The organism is Ralstonia sp. UNC404CL21Col (genome assembly GCF_000620465.1).
GTDB lineage: Bacteria > Pseudomonadota > Gammaproteobacteria > Burkholderiales > Burkholderiaceae > Ralstonia > Ralstonia flatus.
On the sequence record NZ_JIBE01000003.1, the window covers coordinates 1,417,976 to 1,431,441 of the forward strand.

The following is a 13,466-nucleotide window of genomic DNA, read 5'->3' on the forward strand; positions in this document are numbered from 1 at the left end:
GCACCGGCCGCTGCATCAAACCGCAACCATCGGCAACTCGCGGAAAGCGCTCAGCTGTTCCGCCGCCACCGAGTACGCCACCAGGCGCGGATAGTCCGCCGCCGGCACGCGGTCCGGCACCATCAGCTGGATGAAGGCCCAGGCCACGGCCACCGTCACGCCGGCCTGCGTCAGTTCGTTCTGGTCGACGGGCAACGGCGCGTCCTTCCACTCCGCCTCCAGCGCTTGCACCGCCGCCAGCAACTGGGTGTGCACGCGCTCGACCCACGGCCCGTGCACTTTCTCGCTGGGGCGCAGGTTGTGTTCGTAGACGATCTGCACCGCCTTCTCGCACGCGGCCAGCGCCAGGCCGATCACGCGCAGGGTGTGCTGGCGCTCGGCAATGGCGGCGGGCATCAGGCTGCGGCCGGCCAGCGTTTCTGCGTAATCGATGATGAGCGTGGAGTCGATCAGCACGGTGCCGTCGTCGCACACCAGCGTGGGCGCCTTGACCACGGGGTTGATGGCGCTGAACTGATCGAAATGCCGGAAGACCGACACCGATGCATGCTCGAACGGCACCCCGAGCAGCTTGAGCGAAATGGCCGTGCGGCGCACGTACGGGGAATCAAGCATGCCGATCAACTTCATGGAATCTCCTGTGGGTGTGGTCGTGTCGTGGGTGGGAGGCCTGGATGCGATGCGCATTGCAATGCGGGCGCGGATGCACATGATAGACAGCCAGCGCAAAGCGTGCCGGCCCCCCAGGCACGCTTTCTGCGTCCCGCTTGCGGCTTTGAGCCGCCTGATGCCATCCACGGGCGGGGGCAAGAATTTCTAGAATGACCGCATCCCAGGCGCACCACGCTGCCCGGCCAGACAGGAGACCTTATGCCGTTTCTCGCGCATCACCATGACTGCCACGGGTGGAACGGTGAGATGGCGCAGCGCGTGCTGGCATTCGATTGGGCCGCCACCGAGCTGGGTCCGATCGAGCACTGGCCGCGCAGCCTGCACGCCGCGGTGCAAATGGTGCTGGCCTCGCCCGTGCCGCTGGTCATGATGTGGGAGCGCCACGGCTACATGATCTACAACGACGCCTACGCCGAATTTGCCGGCGGGCGTCATCCATATCTGCTCGGCTGCCCCGTTGAACTCGGCTGGCCCGAGGTGGCCGACTTCAACCGCCACGTCATGGACGTCTGCCTGGGTGGCGGCACGCTGTCGTACCGCGACAAGGAACTCGTCCTGCTGCGAAACGGCGGCCCCGAAGACGTATGGATGGACCTTTACTACAGCCCGCTGCCCGATGACACCGGCAGCCCAGCCGGCGTGCTCGCCATCGTGGTGGAAACCACCGAGCGCGTGCAGACCGAACGCGAACGTCAGGCCGCCGAACAGGCGCTGCGCCAGTTGACCGAAACGCTGGAGCAACGCGTGGCCGATGCGCTGTCTGCCCGCGCCGAAGTGGAAGCGCAGTTACGCCAGGCCCAGAAGATGGAAGCCATCGGCAACCTGACGGGCGGCGTCGCGCACGACTTCAACAACGTGCTGCAGGTGATTGCCGGCAACCTGCAGATGCTGGCCGTGGAAGCGCCGGGCAACACGCGCGTGCAGCACCGGGTGGCCGCGGCCACGCGCGCCGTGCAGCGTGGCGCCACGCTGGCCGCGCAATTGCTCGCGTTCGCGCGGCGCCAGCCGCTCTCGCCTGCGGTCGTCAACCCGACACGGCTCGTCCAGGGCATGAGCGAGATGCTGCACCGTGCGCTGGGCGAAGCCATCAAGGTGGAGACCCATCTGGCCGAAGACCTGTGGCACGTGCAGGCCGACCGCAACCAGCTCGAGAACGCGCTGCTGAACCTCGCCATCAATGCGCGCGATGCCATGCGCGGCGGCGGCGTGCTGACCATCACCGCCAACAACGTCACGCTCGACAGCGCGCAGGCGCAGGCGCAAGGGCGCGGCCAGCTTGCCCCCGGCGACTACCTCGTCTTCTCCGTCACCGACACCGGCGTCGGCATGCCGCCCGAAGTGGTCGAACACGTCTTCGAACCGTTCTTCACCACCAAGCCCGACGGTCATGGCACGGGTCTGGGCTTGAGCATGGTGTTCGGCTTCGTCAAGCAGAGTGGCGGGCATATCGCCATCGAGAGCGCGGTCGGGCGCGGCACCACGGTGCAGCTCTACTTCCCGCGCAGCACGGAGGCCGCCCCGGACGATGCCTTCGACCTGCGCGACACCGTCGTCACGCCCATGGGCGGGCGCGAGACCATCCTCGTGGTGGAAGACGACACCGACGTGCGCCTGACAGCCGTCGACATGCTGACCCAGCTCGGCTACCGCGTGCTGACCGCCGCCAATGGCGAAGCCGCGCTGGAACTCATGAACAGCGGCACGCCCATCGATCTGTTGTTTACCGACGTGATCATGCCGGGCCCCATCAAGGGCGGCGAACTGTCGATCCGCGCCGCGCAACGCGTGCCGCCGCTGCCGGTACTGCTCGTCTCCGGCTATACGCGTGACGAAATCCTGCACGACGGCAGGCTGCCGCCGGGCGTGACGCTGCTCGACAAACCCTACCGGCGCGATGACCTGGCGCGCATGGTGCGCAACGTGCTCAACAGCAGCCGCACAGGGCAGGCGCAGGGGCAGGTGCAAGTACACCCAACATCAACGACATCCATCGACGATGCTGCAACCGCGGCTGCCGACACGTCACCACCGCCCACGGTGCTGCTGGTGGAAGATGACGCCGGCTCCCGCGAGGCCATGCAGGAAGTGCTCACCACGTTCGGCCTGCAATGCCTGGCCGCCGCCAGTGCGGAAGACGCCCTGGCCATCGCCCGCACGCAGCCCGTGCAGGTGCTGCTGACCGACCTCACCCTGCCGGGCCAATCCGGCGCCGAACTCGCCCGCACACTGCAGCGGCAGTACCCGAACATGGACGTGCTGCTGATGACCGGCTACGGCACCCAAGCCGAGATTGGCGAGCCCATTCCGGGCGCGCGCGTGCTCGCCAAGCCGGTCGACTTGACGGTGCTGCATGGGGCGCTGGCGCCATGGCTGGGCACCGGCGTAAATGCAGCAACGCAGCATGTGACGAACGCCGCATAATCGCAGCGTCCTGTCACAACCGACCACGCCCGCCCGTCTAGGGAGCATCTTCCCTAGACGACACCGCCGCCATGACCCAGCGCCGCGCCGACCGCCCCACCCGCACTGACCGCGAAGACACGGCCTTCACCGCCGCGCGGCCTCGCCTCTTCGCGATTGCCTATCGCATGCTGGGCAGCCGAGCCGATGCGGAAGACGTGCTGCAAGACGCCTGGATGCGCTGGCACCAGACCGACCAGACCGCTCTGCAATCGGCCGAGGCTTGGCTCGTGACGGTGGTCACTCGCCTGTCGATCGACCGCCTGCGCGCCGCCAAGACCGAGCGCGAAGCCTACGTCGGCTGGTGGCTGCCCGAACCGCTGGTTGAACCCGAAAGCCACGCCCCTACGCCCGAAACCGCGGTCGAACTGGCGGGCGATTTGTCGATGGCCCTGTTGTGGGTGCTCGAACGCCTGTCACCCGAAGAGCGCGCGGCGTTTCTGATGCGCCAGGTCTTCGAGCAGGACTATTCGGAGATTGCCGCGCTGCTGGGCAAGACCGAAGCCGCGTGCCGACAGATGGTGCACCGCGCGACCGACCGCGTGCAGCAGGAGCGCCCGCGCTTCGACGTCGCGCCCGATGCGCATCGGAAACTGCTCGAGCGCTTTGCCGAAGCGTCGCGCACGGGCCAGCGCGACGCCATCCGCGCGCTGCTGGCAGACGACGCGCAACTGGTGGGCGACGGCGGCGGCAAAGTACCGTCGTTCACTCGCATCATTCAAGACGCCGGCCAGATCACCAAGATCTACTGCGAGCTGGTGCGCGCCATGGGCGACGTCCGCTACGTACACGCCCGCGTGAACGGCGAACCCGGCCTGCTGCGCTATGTGGATGGCACGCTGGAATCGGCCCAGTCGTTCGTCATCGAGAACGGCCGCATCGTGGCCATCTACGTCGTGCGCAATCCGGACAAGCTGGCGCACATCGGCATCGGCGCATAAGAGAACGCGAAACATTTTTTGGCCGGGGTGTCACAACCCGGCCGCGCGGGGCGTCTTAAAGGTATGGAGCGACGCACTGCACCAACGCAACGCGTGCCCTGCTCCTGTTCACCTACCCAAACCCTTAGGAGCCGCTCATGTCGCAAGCCCCCCGCATCGCCTACTTCCAACTCGCACCGAAGGCGTTCAACCACCTGCTGAGCCTGTCGAACAGCCTGCGCCGCGACTTGCTGGGCGCACGGCTGGTCGACCTCGTGCTGCTGCGCGTGTCGCAAATCAACGGCTGCGCCTTCTGCATCGACATGCACTGGAGCGACCTCATCAAGATGGGCGAAGACCCCCGCCACCTGAACGCCGTGGCCGGCTGGCGCGAAGCCCCGTTCTTTACCGAGCGCGAGCGCGCCGCACTGCGCTGGGCCGAGCTGGTTACCGACACCCCGCACAGCGATGCCAGCGACGAAGAATTCGCCAAGCTGCGCCAGCACTTCAGCGATGAAGAGATTGCCGAGCTGAGCTTTGTGATCGTCACCATCAACAGCTGGAACCTGCTGAACGTGAGCCTGCGCAACCCGGTGCCGCTGAAGGCGCCGTATGTTGCAGCGGCGTAACAAGGTCGGCGCCAGTACGACGATCGCTGTACAGCAGCGCCTGCGTGCCCGCGTAGGCGCTGCACCTACGGGCTTATCCGTGCAGGAAGCGCACCATCAGCACTTCGTCTGCATAGCCCGTGGTCGATTTGAGCGCGCGCGGCTCCACGCCGTAGGTCTCAAACCCGCAACGCTCGTACAGCGCGAGCGCCGCATCGTTGCCGCGCACCACAGACAACGTGAGCTGTTGGACCAAGCCCGCTGCCGCCGCCACGATGCGCTCCACCAGCGCCACGCCCACGCCGCGCCCGCGCGCTGCCGGCGCTACGTAAAAGCCCCACACAAACCCCTTATGCGCGAGCTTGGCCATCGTCTGCCGTTTGAAGCCGACCATGCCGATGATGCGTGCGTCGCTGCCGGTTCCCGCATAGGCGCCCAGCACGATGGTGGTCGCCAGGCGCTCGGCAAACGCTTCCGTCGAGAGCCCGACCTCCGCCTCGTAGGTTGAGCCGAAGGCGTCGGGCGCATCCTTGAGCGCGGCGAGCCGGATGGTGCGGTAGTCCTCCACATCGGCCGCATGGGTGGAAGACAGCTGGCGGATCACGACGGCGTTGTTGTTTGCGTTGGCGTTGGACATGGCTGGCAAGGGACTCGCCGTGTAGGCAAGAAACAGACGTGAGCCGCCAGTATCGCGCCAATCACACGCACTAGACCTACAGCGCCGCCTCCGTCCATGAAGCCGAGGGCTTTGTCCGTCAATTGGCCTATGTCGGCGCACACCCAGCTACCTATGCTTCGGGGAAACGCGAGTCAGCAGACCGCGACAACGAGAACCGGGGGGAAGCCATGGCCGAGCTTTTGATCGCCCAAGCGCAACGCAGCAGCAGCGCACACGTACAGCCCACACCCGCACCGATCCCGCCCGACACGCCACGGCACCCACGCGGCATGCACGGCGCCGCGCTGGTGATGGCGGCTGCGCTGTCGCTGGGGCTCAGTGCCTGCGGTGGCGGCGACGATGCCGGTACCACGACCCCGCCGACGAACAACAACACGCCGGCGCCAACGCCGACACCATCACCCGCGCCGACACCGACGCCCTCACCGACGCCGGCCCCCGCTCCCGCACCAGCGACATACTCGGTGGGCGGCACCGTCAGCGGCCTGGCCGCGGGCAAATCGGTCACGCTGCTGGACAACGGCGGCGATGCCGTGGTCGTCAGCGCCAACGGCAGCTTCCACTTCCCGACCAAGCTCGCGCAGGGCAAGCCCTATGCAGCCACGGTCGGCACGCGGCCTTCGGGTGAGAACTGCACCGTCACCAACGGCAGCGGCATTGTCGGCACCAGCAACGTGACGACCATTGCAGTGGCCTGCACGCCCAAGCCGCTGTTCGGCTATGCGGTCAACTCCACTGACGGCACCATCTCCGCCTTTACGCTGGATGCCACCACCGGCCTGCCTACCGCAGTCGGCACGGCAGTAGCGGTGGGAGCAGGCCCGCTGTCGCTGACCATCGACCCCGCAGGCAAGTTCGTCTACGTGGCCAACGCCAACGACAACACCGTCACCACGCTGTCCATCAATGCCAATACCGGCGTGCTCACGGTGGTGGGTTCGCCCACGGCCACGGGCATGCAGCCGTACAGCATTGCGCGCACGCCCAACGGCAAGTTTGCGTACACGGCCAACTTTGGTGACAACACGCTGTCGGCGTTCTCGGTCAACACCGGCACGGGTGCGCTCACCGCGCTTGCGCCCATCACCGCCGGGGCCAACCCGTACACGGTCACCATCAACAGCGCCGGGACCTTCGCCTACGTGGTGAACGCCAACAGCGGCGCCACGCCCGGCACGGCCATGGCGTTTGCCGTCAACAACACCACCGGCGCGCTCACGCAGGTGGGCACCACAGTCAACACGGGCAACACGCCGCAGTTCATTGCCGTTGCGCCGAGCGGCGGCTATGCCTACGTTGCCAATTCCGCTGACAACACGCTGGGCGTGTACAGCATCGACAACACGGGCGCGCTCACCGCCTCGGGCTCACCCGTGGCTACCGGCGTCAACCCGTTCTACATCGCCATCGCACCGTCGGGCAGCTTCCTGTATGTGGCCAACGTGCTGGACAACACCGTGAGCGTCTTCAGCATCAACCCGGCCAACGGCGCGCTCACGCTGGTTGACACCACACCCACCGGCAACGCACCCGTGACGGTCATCGTCAACCCGGCCGGCACCTTCGCCTACGTGGTTAGCGCCGTGGACAACACCGTCAGCGCGTACAGCATCAACAGCACCACCGGCAAGCTGACCGCCGTGGCCAGCGGGTCGGCCGCCACCGGCAACATCCCGCGCGGCATGGCGATCGTGGCGGTGCCTTGAGGTTTTGATTGAGTTGAGCTGAATCGGTAGGCAGCAATGCAAAGCCCCTCGCGATGGCGAGGGGCTTTTTGCAATGTTCGCTCCGCGGCGCTAGCGATCTCTACTTACCAGCGCGCGCCAGAACGGGCTGGGATCGTGCGGTGCCGATGCATGCATCAATGCAAGATGAAATCCTGCGGCCCTTGATGACCACCCAGGCTGGGTTCGCCCATGATGTCGCGCACCGCGTCTTCGATCGTGTTGGACAGCGCGTTGAGCGCGAGGTCGTTGTCTTCGGTGCCGAACGGGTCTTCGAGCTGCGAGGCGATGGCCTCGTGCGCCATGAAGGTGTACGCCACGAACACCGCAAACACGGGCGTGAAGCTGCCGATGCTTTCCACCAGCCCAAACGGCAGCGCGGCGCAGAAGAAGTACACCGTGCGGTGGATCATGACCGAGTACGCAAACGGCAGCGGCGTGCCGGCAATGCGCTCGCACCCGCCGATGCTGTTCGACAGCGCGTTGAGGTTGCGGTCGAACGCCAGCGCGGCAACCCCATCGAGCGCGCCGGCTTGCGTGCGACGCTGCACCCATTCGCCCAGCCATTGCACGAGGACGATGGGCCGGTAGCGCGCGGCCATCACGCGTTCGAGCAACGGTGCAGGCAGGCGCGCGGCAAGGTCTTCGCGCGCATCGGTGTGGCGCAACTGGTGGCGCAGCGCGTGCGGCAGCGCACAGAGCACCTGTGCGAACTCGCGCGCGTCGGCATCCGCTGCGGCAGCGTTCAGGCCTTCACCGCGCGGCAACGTCAGCGCCTGGCGCGTGAGCGAACGCGCCGTGTTGAGCAACTGACCCCAGAGCTTGCGGGCCTCCCAGTAGCGGTCGTAGCTGGCGTTGTTGCGAAAGCCCAGGAACACCGCCAGCGCAATGCCGACGAGCGAGAACGGCGTCGTGCTCAGGTTGACGGAGACGGGCAGCAGGTGCGCATGCACCGCGATGGCCACCAACGACACGAAGAAGATCAGGAACAGGCGGGGCAGCAGCTGCGGCAGCACCGATCCGCGCCATGCGAGCAGCATGCGGAACCAGTGCAGATGGGGGCGGACAACCATGGGGCGGGTGAGGCGGGAACTGGAGTGCAGCGATTATCGCAGAGCACGACTGACGCCTGACACCTGTTTTTGGCGGTATTCAGGGCACGTTCGGCCCTGTGGCCCCTGCCCGCGCCGGCGATCGATATTTTATGAATTGATTATCTTCAAATACCAACCCGATTCAGTTTCCGCAAAAACCCCGCAGTTTCAAAATACAAACACAAATCGGCGCAAAGCGAACGCACTCGCTTTACGCCGACCCATGCAGAACCGCACCGCATTCTGCATGTTCAGGTCTGCTGTAAATCAGTTGGTCTGGGTATAGCCGCCCTTGGTCCAGCTGTTGCCGTCCCAGCACCACTCCGTGGTATTGCTGCCGCTGGTGGCATAGACGCGGATATGGACGGTGCTGCCGACCAGCCAGCTGGTGACGGAGACGTTATCGCCGGGCTCGCTGAAGGCGCCCGTGTACCACCCCTTCCCGTCATAGCAACGCTCGGTGATCTTGCCACCATTGGCCGTGTACACACGGATCGACGGCACTGTCCCCCACGACGTGGCAGCGGTCTGAACGTTCGACATGTTTTATCTCCAGAATGTGATTTCAATATCCATCAAGTAAATGCAGCGAGATTTTCTCGGCATTTACTACGGCCCGGGTTCAGGGCTTCGCTAGCATAAGCAAAGAAAATTCCGGCTGCTGCTGAGAGATAAGAAGCACAGATGGAGAGAAAACTTACTGAACAAATGACCGACTTTTCGCGCCTAACCATTATGTTGAGCGCACCCACAAAATAGACAAAAGGCACCAGATGAGGTGCCTTGATAATGTCTAGTCCAAAATGGCTGCAAGCGATGGCATAGACGCCATCAGCCCACTCACTGCATCGCTCACTGCACCGCGCCAATGAACGCCGCCAGCTCCGCCGTCTTGGGGCTGGCAAACACCTCCTTGGCCGGCCCGCTTTCATGGATCAGCCCCTGGTGCATGAAGACGAGCTGATCGCCCACGTCACGCGCGAAGCGCATTTCGTGCGTGACCATGATCAGCGTCATGCCTTCGGCGGCGAGCTGCTTCACCACGGCCAGCACTTCGTTCACCAGTTCCGGGTCGAGCGCCGACGTGATCTCGTCGCACAGCAGCACCTTCGGCTGCATGGCGAGCGCGCGGGCAATGGCCACGCGCTGCTGCTGACCGCCGCTGAGTTGGTCGGGGTAGGCATCAAACTTATCGGCCAGGCCCACCTTGACGAGCATCTGGCGCGCGAGGTCGTTGGCATCGGCCTTCTTCATGCCCTTGACCACCACGGGCGACAGCGCCACGTTCTCACCGGCTGTGAGGTGCGGAAACAGGTTGAACTGCTGGAACACCATGCCCACGTTCAGGCGCAGCGCGCGCAGTTGCGCGGGCGTGGCCTGCGAGCCCTTGAGCACCGCGTTGTCGACCACGATCTGCCCGTCGTCGATGGCTTCCAGCCCGTTGATGGACCGCAGCAGCGTGCTCTTGCCCGAGCCGCTGCGCCCGATGATGGCGACCACCTGGCCGCTTTCCACGCGCAGGTCGACGCCTTTGAGCACATGGTTGTTGCCGTAATGCTTGTGTACGGCGCAGAGATCAACGAGCGGCATAGAGCTTCTTTTCCAGATGAGAGGCGTAAAGAGACAGCGGCCAGCACAGCGCGAAGTACGCAACGGCCACCAGCCCGTAGATAAGGAATGGCTGGAAGGTGGCATTGGCCAGCACCGAACCCAGCTTGGACAGGTCTTCAAACCCGATGATGGACGCCACGGCCGTGCCCTTGACGATCTGCACGGAGAACCCGACCGTGGGCGCAATCGACAGGCGCACCGCCTGCGGCAGCACCACGTGCCGCATCTGCTGGAAGTAGCCCATCGCCAGGCTGGAAGACGCTTCCCACTGCCCGCGCGGAATGGCCTCGACACAGCCGCGCCACACCTCGGCCAGATAGGCGCTGGTGTACAGCGTCAGGCCGATGGCGGCGGCCGTCCACGGCGACATCTCGAACCCCGCCATGGACGCCCCAAAGAACACGATGAACATCTGCATGAGCAGTGGCGTGTTCTGGAAGAGCTGGATGTATGCCTTGCTCACGCGCTGCAGCGTGGCGTTGCGCCCGACACGGGCAAACAGCACCACCAGGCCGGCCGTGCCGCCCAGCGCAAAGGCCATGAGCGACAGCATGAGCGTGGCAAGCAGCCCCTCCCCCAGCTTGAGGAGAATGGGCAACAGAGGGATGTCGGCGATCATGCGGCGTCTCCAACGGAGGCGGCTGCGGTGGCGGTGGCAGCAAGCGGAGCAGCGGACGCCGCAGGCGCGCGGCGCCCCACGACAAAGCGCTGCCCGATCCAGGCCAGCAACTGACGCAGCAACAGCGCCAGCGCAAAGTACAGCGCCGTCACCACCAGGTAGGTTTCAAACGCGCGGAAGTTGCGCGACTGGATGAAGTTGGCCGCAAAGGTCAGATCCTGCGCGGCAATCTGCGAGACGACCGACGTGCCCAGCATCACGATCACGATCTGGCTGCTGAGCGCCGGCCACACCTTCTGCAGCGCGGGCCGCAGCACCACGTGCCGGAAGATGGCCCAGCGGCTCATCGCGAGTGCATTGGCCGCTTCCAGCTGGCCGCGCGGTGTTTCTTGAATGCCTGCACGTACGATCTCGGTGATGTACGCGCCCAGGTTGACCACCGCCGTGAGCAGCGCCGCCTGCCATTCGTTGATCTGCACGCCCAGCGAGGGCAAGCCAAAGAACACGAACATCAACTGCACGAGGAACGGCGTGTTGCGGATGCCCTCCACATACACCTTGAACAGCGCATTGAACGGCGCGATGCGCCAGGCGCGGCACACGCCCCCGGCAATGCCGATGGCGCCACCGAGCACCGCGCCCGCCGCCGTGAGCGCGAGCGTGAATGCCGCGCCCTGCGCGAGCTGGCCGCTGTAACTGAAGACAGCGCCAAAATCGAATTGATAAGCCATGGAGGTCATCCGTGGCCCGGCACACCAACGTGGGCGCCGGGCCTGTGTTGCGAAGGCGTGCGTGTGCTTAAAGCTTGGTGGGCAGCGGCATCTTGATCCAGCGCTGCGACAGATCGTTCAGGCGGCCATCGGTCTTCAGCTTGGTAATGACGGTGTTCACCTTGTCGAGCAGCGCGGGCTCGCCCTTGGCCACACCCACATAGCAAGGCGTGTCTTCCACGGGGAACTTCAGGTCGAGCTGGCGCAGCTTCGTGCGCTCGTTCACCGCGTTGGCCACGATGTTGCCCACCGTCACCAACTGCACCTGGCCGATGAGGTAGCTCTGCGCAGTGGCGTTGTTGTCTTCATAGCGCTTGATGGTGGCCGACGCCGGCGCCACGGCCGAGAGCGCCAGATCTTCAGTCGAACCGCGCGTGACGCCGATCGTTTTGCCGGCCAGATCTGCCGGCGCCTTGATCGTCATGTCTTTCGGGCCGTACACGCTCTTGGGGAACGGTGCGTACGCCTGCGTGAAGTCGATCACCTTGGCGCGCTCGGCGTTCTTACCCAGGCTGGAGATGACGACATCCACCTTGCCCGTGGTCAGGAACGGAATACGGTTGGTGCTGGTGACGGGCACCAGCTCGGCCTTGACGCCGAGTTCCTTGGCGACGAGGTTGGCCATGTCGATGTCATAGCCCTGCAGCTTCAGGTCCGGACCGAGCGAGCCGAACGGCGGGAAGTCGTTCGGAATGGCCACGCGGATCACGCCCGCTTTCTGGATGTTGGCCAGAGCGTCGGCATGGGCCGGGCGGCCTGGCAACAACGCAGCAACAGCGCTGGCCGCCATGACGGCGTGGAGGAAGAAGCGACGCGAGGTGGGGCGCGAAGCGTGGCGGGCAATGATGCGGGTCATTCAAAAACTCCTTCAGGAAATTCAGGATCAGGAAATCGAGGCGAGGCGAAACGAAACCGGTTCGTGCTGCATGGGTTCGGACGCCGCGGGCGGGGCGGTCAGGTCAATGCCGCTGCGGCGCGCGGCCGACAACAGATGCGCGCGCATGGCCTCTGCGCTGGCGGCGACATCGCCCGCGGCAATGGCCTGCACGATGGCGTTGTGCTCGTGCGCGGGGTGGTCGTCTGCGCCGTTGCGGGCAAAGGGCAAGCGCAGGCTGTGACCGATGGCGTGTTCCAACTGGCCGGCCATCGCCATCAACCCTGGGTTGCCAGACAACTGCGCCAGCAGCAGGTGGAAGTGCAGATCCGCCTCTGCCGCGCTCAGCAAGTCATTGCGCTCCAGCGCGTGGGCCAACTGCTGCTGCAGCCATTGCAGGTGGCGCAGGCCGGCGGCATGCATGCGCGCAGCCGCCAGCGCCGTCCAGCCGGGCTCCAGCACCAGACGCAGCTCAATCAACTGACGTGGCGACAGCGTGCCCAGCGCCGGCGTGGCAAACGGGCGATGCATGCGCTCGGCACTCGCCTGCTCTGCGCCAAACCTCTGGCCGCGCACCATCACGCCACGGCTGGGGAGAATGTCGACCAGGCCCAGCGTCTCCAGCACCGTGAGCGCCTCACGCAGCGATGCGCGGCTCACGCCCAGGCTTTCCGCCAGCTCACGCTGCGGCGGCAGGCGGCTGCCACTGGGGTACTCGCCACTCAGGATGCGTTGCTGGAGTGCTTGCGCGACGGAGGATGGAATGCTGTGCATGGGCCGGGATTGGAGAAAGACACGGTCGTGGTCTGACCGGTCGCCCACGGCTTATGCGAGTTTTGTGCCATGCAGCATAGAGCCGCGTGTTGCGCGGTATTGCGGCGGGTTGGTTGCCTGGGCTGTGCCCTGGGGTGAGGCGTGGGCTGGGGGGTGCGGGGGATTGGGCGCTTGGAGTTGGTGCGGGGTGCACCGGTTTGGGACGTGTGGGCGATGAGGGAGCGGCGCGCTCCAACTAGCGTTGCACCAGTGGCGGAGCGGCGCGGCTATATTGCTTCACCAGAAACGTGACCTCGATGGACGACGTAGACAACTTAGGCACATGGCGACAACTCCAACCTTCTACCCCTACAGCCCGGAGCCGCATCGGGGCATCGCGCAGTCAACGCCCGCGGCGCAGGATGTCATCAAGCTTGCGATCGACGCCGATGAGGCGGAAGCGTGGTTCTCAGAAACGCATGCGTGCCAACGGCTGCGGGAACTGTTTCCGGCAGCCATCACGTTTTTGATTGAGGATGACTACCTGGGCGAGAAGCAAAAAGCGTCGATCGAACAGGAGCTGGCGCCCGCGAAGGTGACGTGGGAGCCCGGGTATCGGATTGATGGGCGTCACGGGCGTTAGCTCGTCCGCACGCGGCTGAGAATTGCTGAACGTACGACA

The 13,466-nt window shown here is 65.3% G+C and carries 14 protein-coding genes; 5 read left to right on the forward strand and 9 right to left on the reverse strand.

The window, feature by feature from the left end; translation table 11 throughout:
• Positions 1-15 precede the first annotated feature (15 nt).
• Entirely contained in the window at positions 16-630 is a 615-nt protein-coding gene (locus N511_RS0106740; protein WP_027678597.1) for a glutathione S-transferase, read from the reverse strand.
• A gap of 240 nt (positions 631-870) precedes the next feature.
• Here N511_RS0106740 and N511_RS0106750 point away from each other — a divergent pair, with 240 nt between their 5' ends.
• From N511_RS0106750 to N511_RS0106760, 3 genes are all read left to right on the forward strand, one after another.
• Positions 871-3,093, forward strand: coding sequence for a response regulator (locus tag N511_RS0106750; RefSeq protein WP_027678599.1), 2,223 nt, complete (start codon positions 871-873; stop codon positions 3,091-3,093).
• 71 nt (positions 3,094-3,164) lie between these two features.
• Positions 3,165-4,073: an RNA polymerase sigma-70 factor gene (locus tag N511_RS0106755; protein WP_027678600.1), complete on the forward strand. Its 909-nt coding sequence runs from the start codon at positions 3,165-3,167 to the stop codon at positions 4,071-4,073.
• A 137-nt stretch (positions 4,074-4,210) separates the two neighbouring features.
• On the forward strand, positions 4,211-4,681 hold the full coding sequence (locus N511_RS0106760; protein WP_027678601.1) for a carboxymuconolactone decarboxylase family protein: 471 nt from the start codon (positions 4,211-4,213) through the stop codon (positions 4,679-4,681).
• Between the two features lie 73 nt (positions 4,682-4,754).
• Here the strand turns inward: N511_RS0106760 and N511_RS0106765 are convergent, their stop codons facing one another.
• A complete protein-coding gene (locus N511_RS0106765) occupies positions 4,755-5,297 on the reverse strand; it encodes a GNAT family N-acetyltransferase (RefSeq protein WP_027678602.1) in 543 nt (180 codons plus the stop codon).
• Positions 5,298-5,506: 209 nt separating this feature from the next.
• Here N511_RS0106765 and N511_RS0106770 point away from each other — a divergent pair, with 209 nt between their 5' ends.
• The gene (locus tag N511_RS0106770) at positions 5,507-7,045 is read left to right on the forward strand and encodes a lactonase family protein (protein ID WP_027678603.1); all 1,539 of its coding nucleotides are present in this window, start codon (positions 5,507-5,509) and stop codon (positions 7,043-7,045) included.
• Positions 7,046-7,200: 155 nt separating this feature from the next.
• On the opposite strand, the gene N511_RS0106775 is transcribed toward N511_RS0106770, so the two are convergent.
• The 7 genes from N511_RS0106775 to N511_RS0106805 all read right to left on the reverse strand — a co-directional run bounded on the left by N511_RS0106775 (position 7,201) and on the right by N511_RS0106805 (position 12,805).
• Positions 7,201-8,136, reverse strand: coding sequence for a bestrophin family protein (locus tag N511_RS0106775; protein ID WP_027678604.1), 936 nt, complete (start codon positions 8,134-8,136; stop codon positions 7,201-7,203).
• Between the two features lie 288 nt (positions 8,137-8,424).
• Complete coding sequence (locus N511_RS0106780; RefSeq protein ID WP_027678605.1) at positions 8,425-8,700, reverse strand: fucose-binding lectin protein; 276 nt, start codon at positions 8,698-8,700, stop codon at positions 8,425-8,427.
• Positions 8,701-9,009: 309 nt separating this feature from the next.
• Entirely contained in the window at positions 9,010-9,747 is a 738-nt protein-coding gene (locus N511_RS0106785) for an amino acid ABC transporter ATP-binding protein (protein WP_027678606.1), read from the reverse strand.
• Complete coding sequence (locus tag N511_RS0106790) at positions 9,734-10,387, reverse strand: amino acid ABC transporter permease (protein WP_024973815.1); 654 nt, start codon at positions 10,385-10,387, stop codon at positions 9,734-9,736. Before N511_RS0106790 ends, N511_RS0106785 begins: the two co-directional genes overlap by 14 nt.
• Entirely contained in the window at positions 10,384-11,118 is a 735-nt protein-coding gene (locus tag N511_RS0106795) for an amino acid ABC transporter permease (RefSeq protein WP_027678607.1), read from the reverse strand. Before N511_RS0106795 ends, N511_RS0106790 begins: the two co-directional genes overlap by 4 nt.
• 67 nt (positions 11,119-11,185) lie before the next feature.
• On the reverse strand, positions 11,186-12,013 hold the full coding sequence (locus N511_RS0106800) for a transporter substrate-binding domain-containing protein (RefSeq protein ID WP_051530836.1): 828 nt from the start codon (positions 12,011-12,013) through the stop codon (positions 11,186-11,188).
• 27 nt (positions 12,014-12,040) lie between these two features.
• Entirely contained in the window at positions 12,041-12,805 is a 765-nt protein-coding gene (locus N511_RS0106805; RefSeq protein WP_027678609.1) for a FadR/GntR family transcriptional regulator, read from the reverse strand.
• A 322-nt stretch (positions 12,806-13,127) separates the two neighbouring features.
• On the opposite strand from N511_RS0106805, the gene N511_RS25455 reads away from it, so the two are divergent.
• Complete coding sequence (locus N511_RS25455; protein ID WP_231479579.1) at positions 13,128-13,427, forward strand: hypothetical protein; 300 nt, start codon at positions 13,128-13,130, stop codon at positions 13,425-13,427.
• The last annotated feature ends 39 nt before the right edge of the window (positions 13,428-13,466 follow it).

Bases quoted from the DNA above. Each gene is read 5' to 3' on its own strand.
- N511_RS0106785 (WP_027678606.1), bottom strand. From the start codon at position 9,747: ATGCCGCTCGTTGATCTCTGCGCCGTACACAAGCATTACGGCAACAAC.
- N511_RS25455 (WP_231479579.1), top strand. From the start codon at position 13,128: ATGGCGACAACTCCAACCTTCTACCCCTACAGCCCGGAGCCGCATCGG.
- N511_RS0106800 (WP_051530836.1), bottom strand. From the start codon at position 12,013: ATGACCCGCATCATTGCCCGCCACGCTTCGCGCCCCACCTCGCGTCGC.
- N511_RS0106790 (WP_024973815.1), bottom strand. From the start codon at position 10,387: ATGATCGCCGACATCCCTCTGTTGCCCATTCTCCTCAAGCTGGGGGAG.
- N511_RS0106795 (WP_027678607.1), bottom strand. From the start codon at position 11,118: ATGGCTTATCAATTCGATTTTGGCGCTGTCTTCAGTTACAGCGGCCAG.
- N511_RS0106780 (WP_027678605.1), bottom strand. From the start codon at position 8,700: ATGTCGAACGTTCAGACCGCTGCCACGTCGTGGGGGACAGTGCCGTCG.
- N511_RS0106740 (WP_027678597.1), bottom strand. From the start codon at position 630: ATGAAGTTGATCGGCATGCTTGATTCCCCGTACGTGCGCCGCACGGCC.
- N511_RS0106760 (WP_027678601.1), top strand. From the start codon at position 4,211: ATGTCGCAAGCCCCCCGCATCGCCTACTTCCAACTCGCACCGAAGGCG.
- N511_RS0106765 (WP_027678602.1), bottom strand. From the start codon at position 5,297: ATGTCCAACGCCAACGCAAACAACAACGCCGTCGTGATCCGCCAGCTG.
- N511_RS0106750 (WP_027678599.1), top strand. From the start codon at position 871: ATGCCGTTTCTCGCGCATCACCATGACTGCCACGGGTGGAACGGTGAG.
- N511_RS0106770 (WP_027678603.1), top strand. From the start codon at position 5,507: ATGGCCGAGCTTTTGATCGCCCAAGCGCAACGCAGCAGCAGCGCACAC.
- N511_RS0106775 (WP_027678604.1), bottom strand. From the start codon at position 8,136: ATGGTTGTCCGCCCCCATCTGCACTGGTTCCGCATGCTGCTCGCATGG.
- N511_RS0106805 (WP_027678609.1), bottom strand. From the start codon at position 12,805: ATGCACAGCATTCCATCCTCCGTCGCGCAAGCACTCCAGCAACGCATC.
- N511_RS0106755 (WP_027678600.1), top strand. From the start codon at position 3,165: ATGACCCAGCGCCGCGCCGACCGCCCCACCCGCACTGACCGCGAAGAC.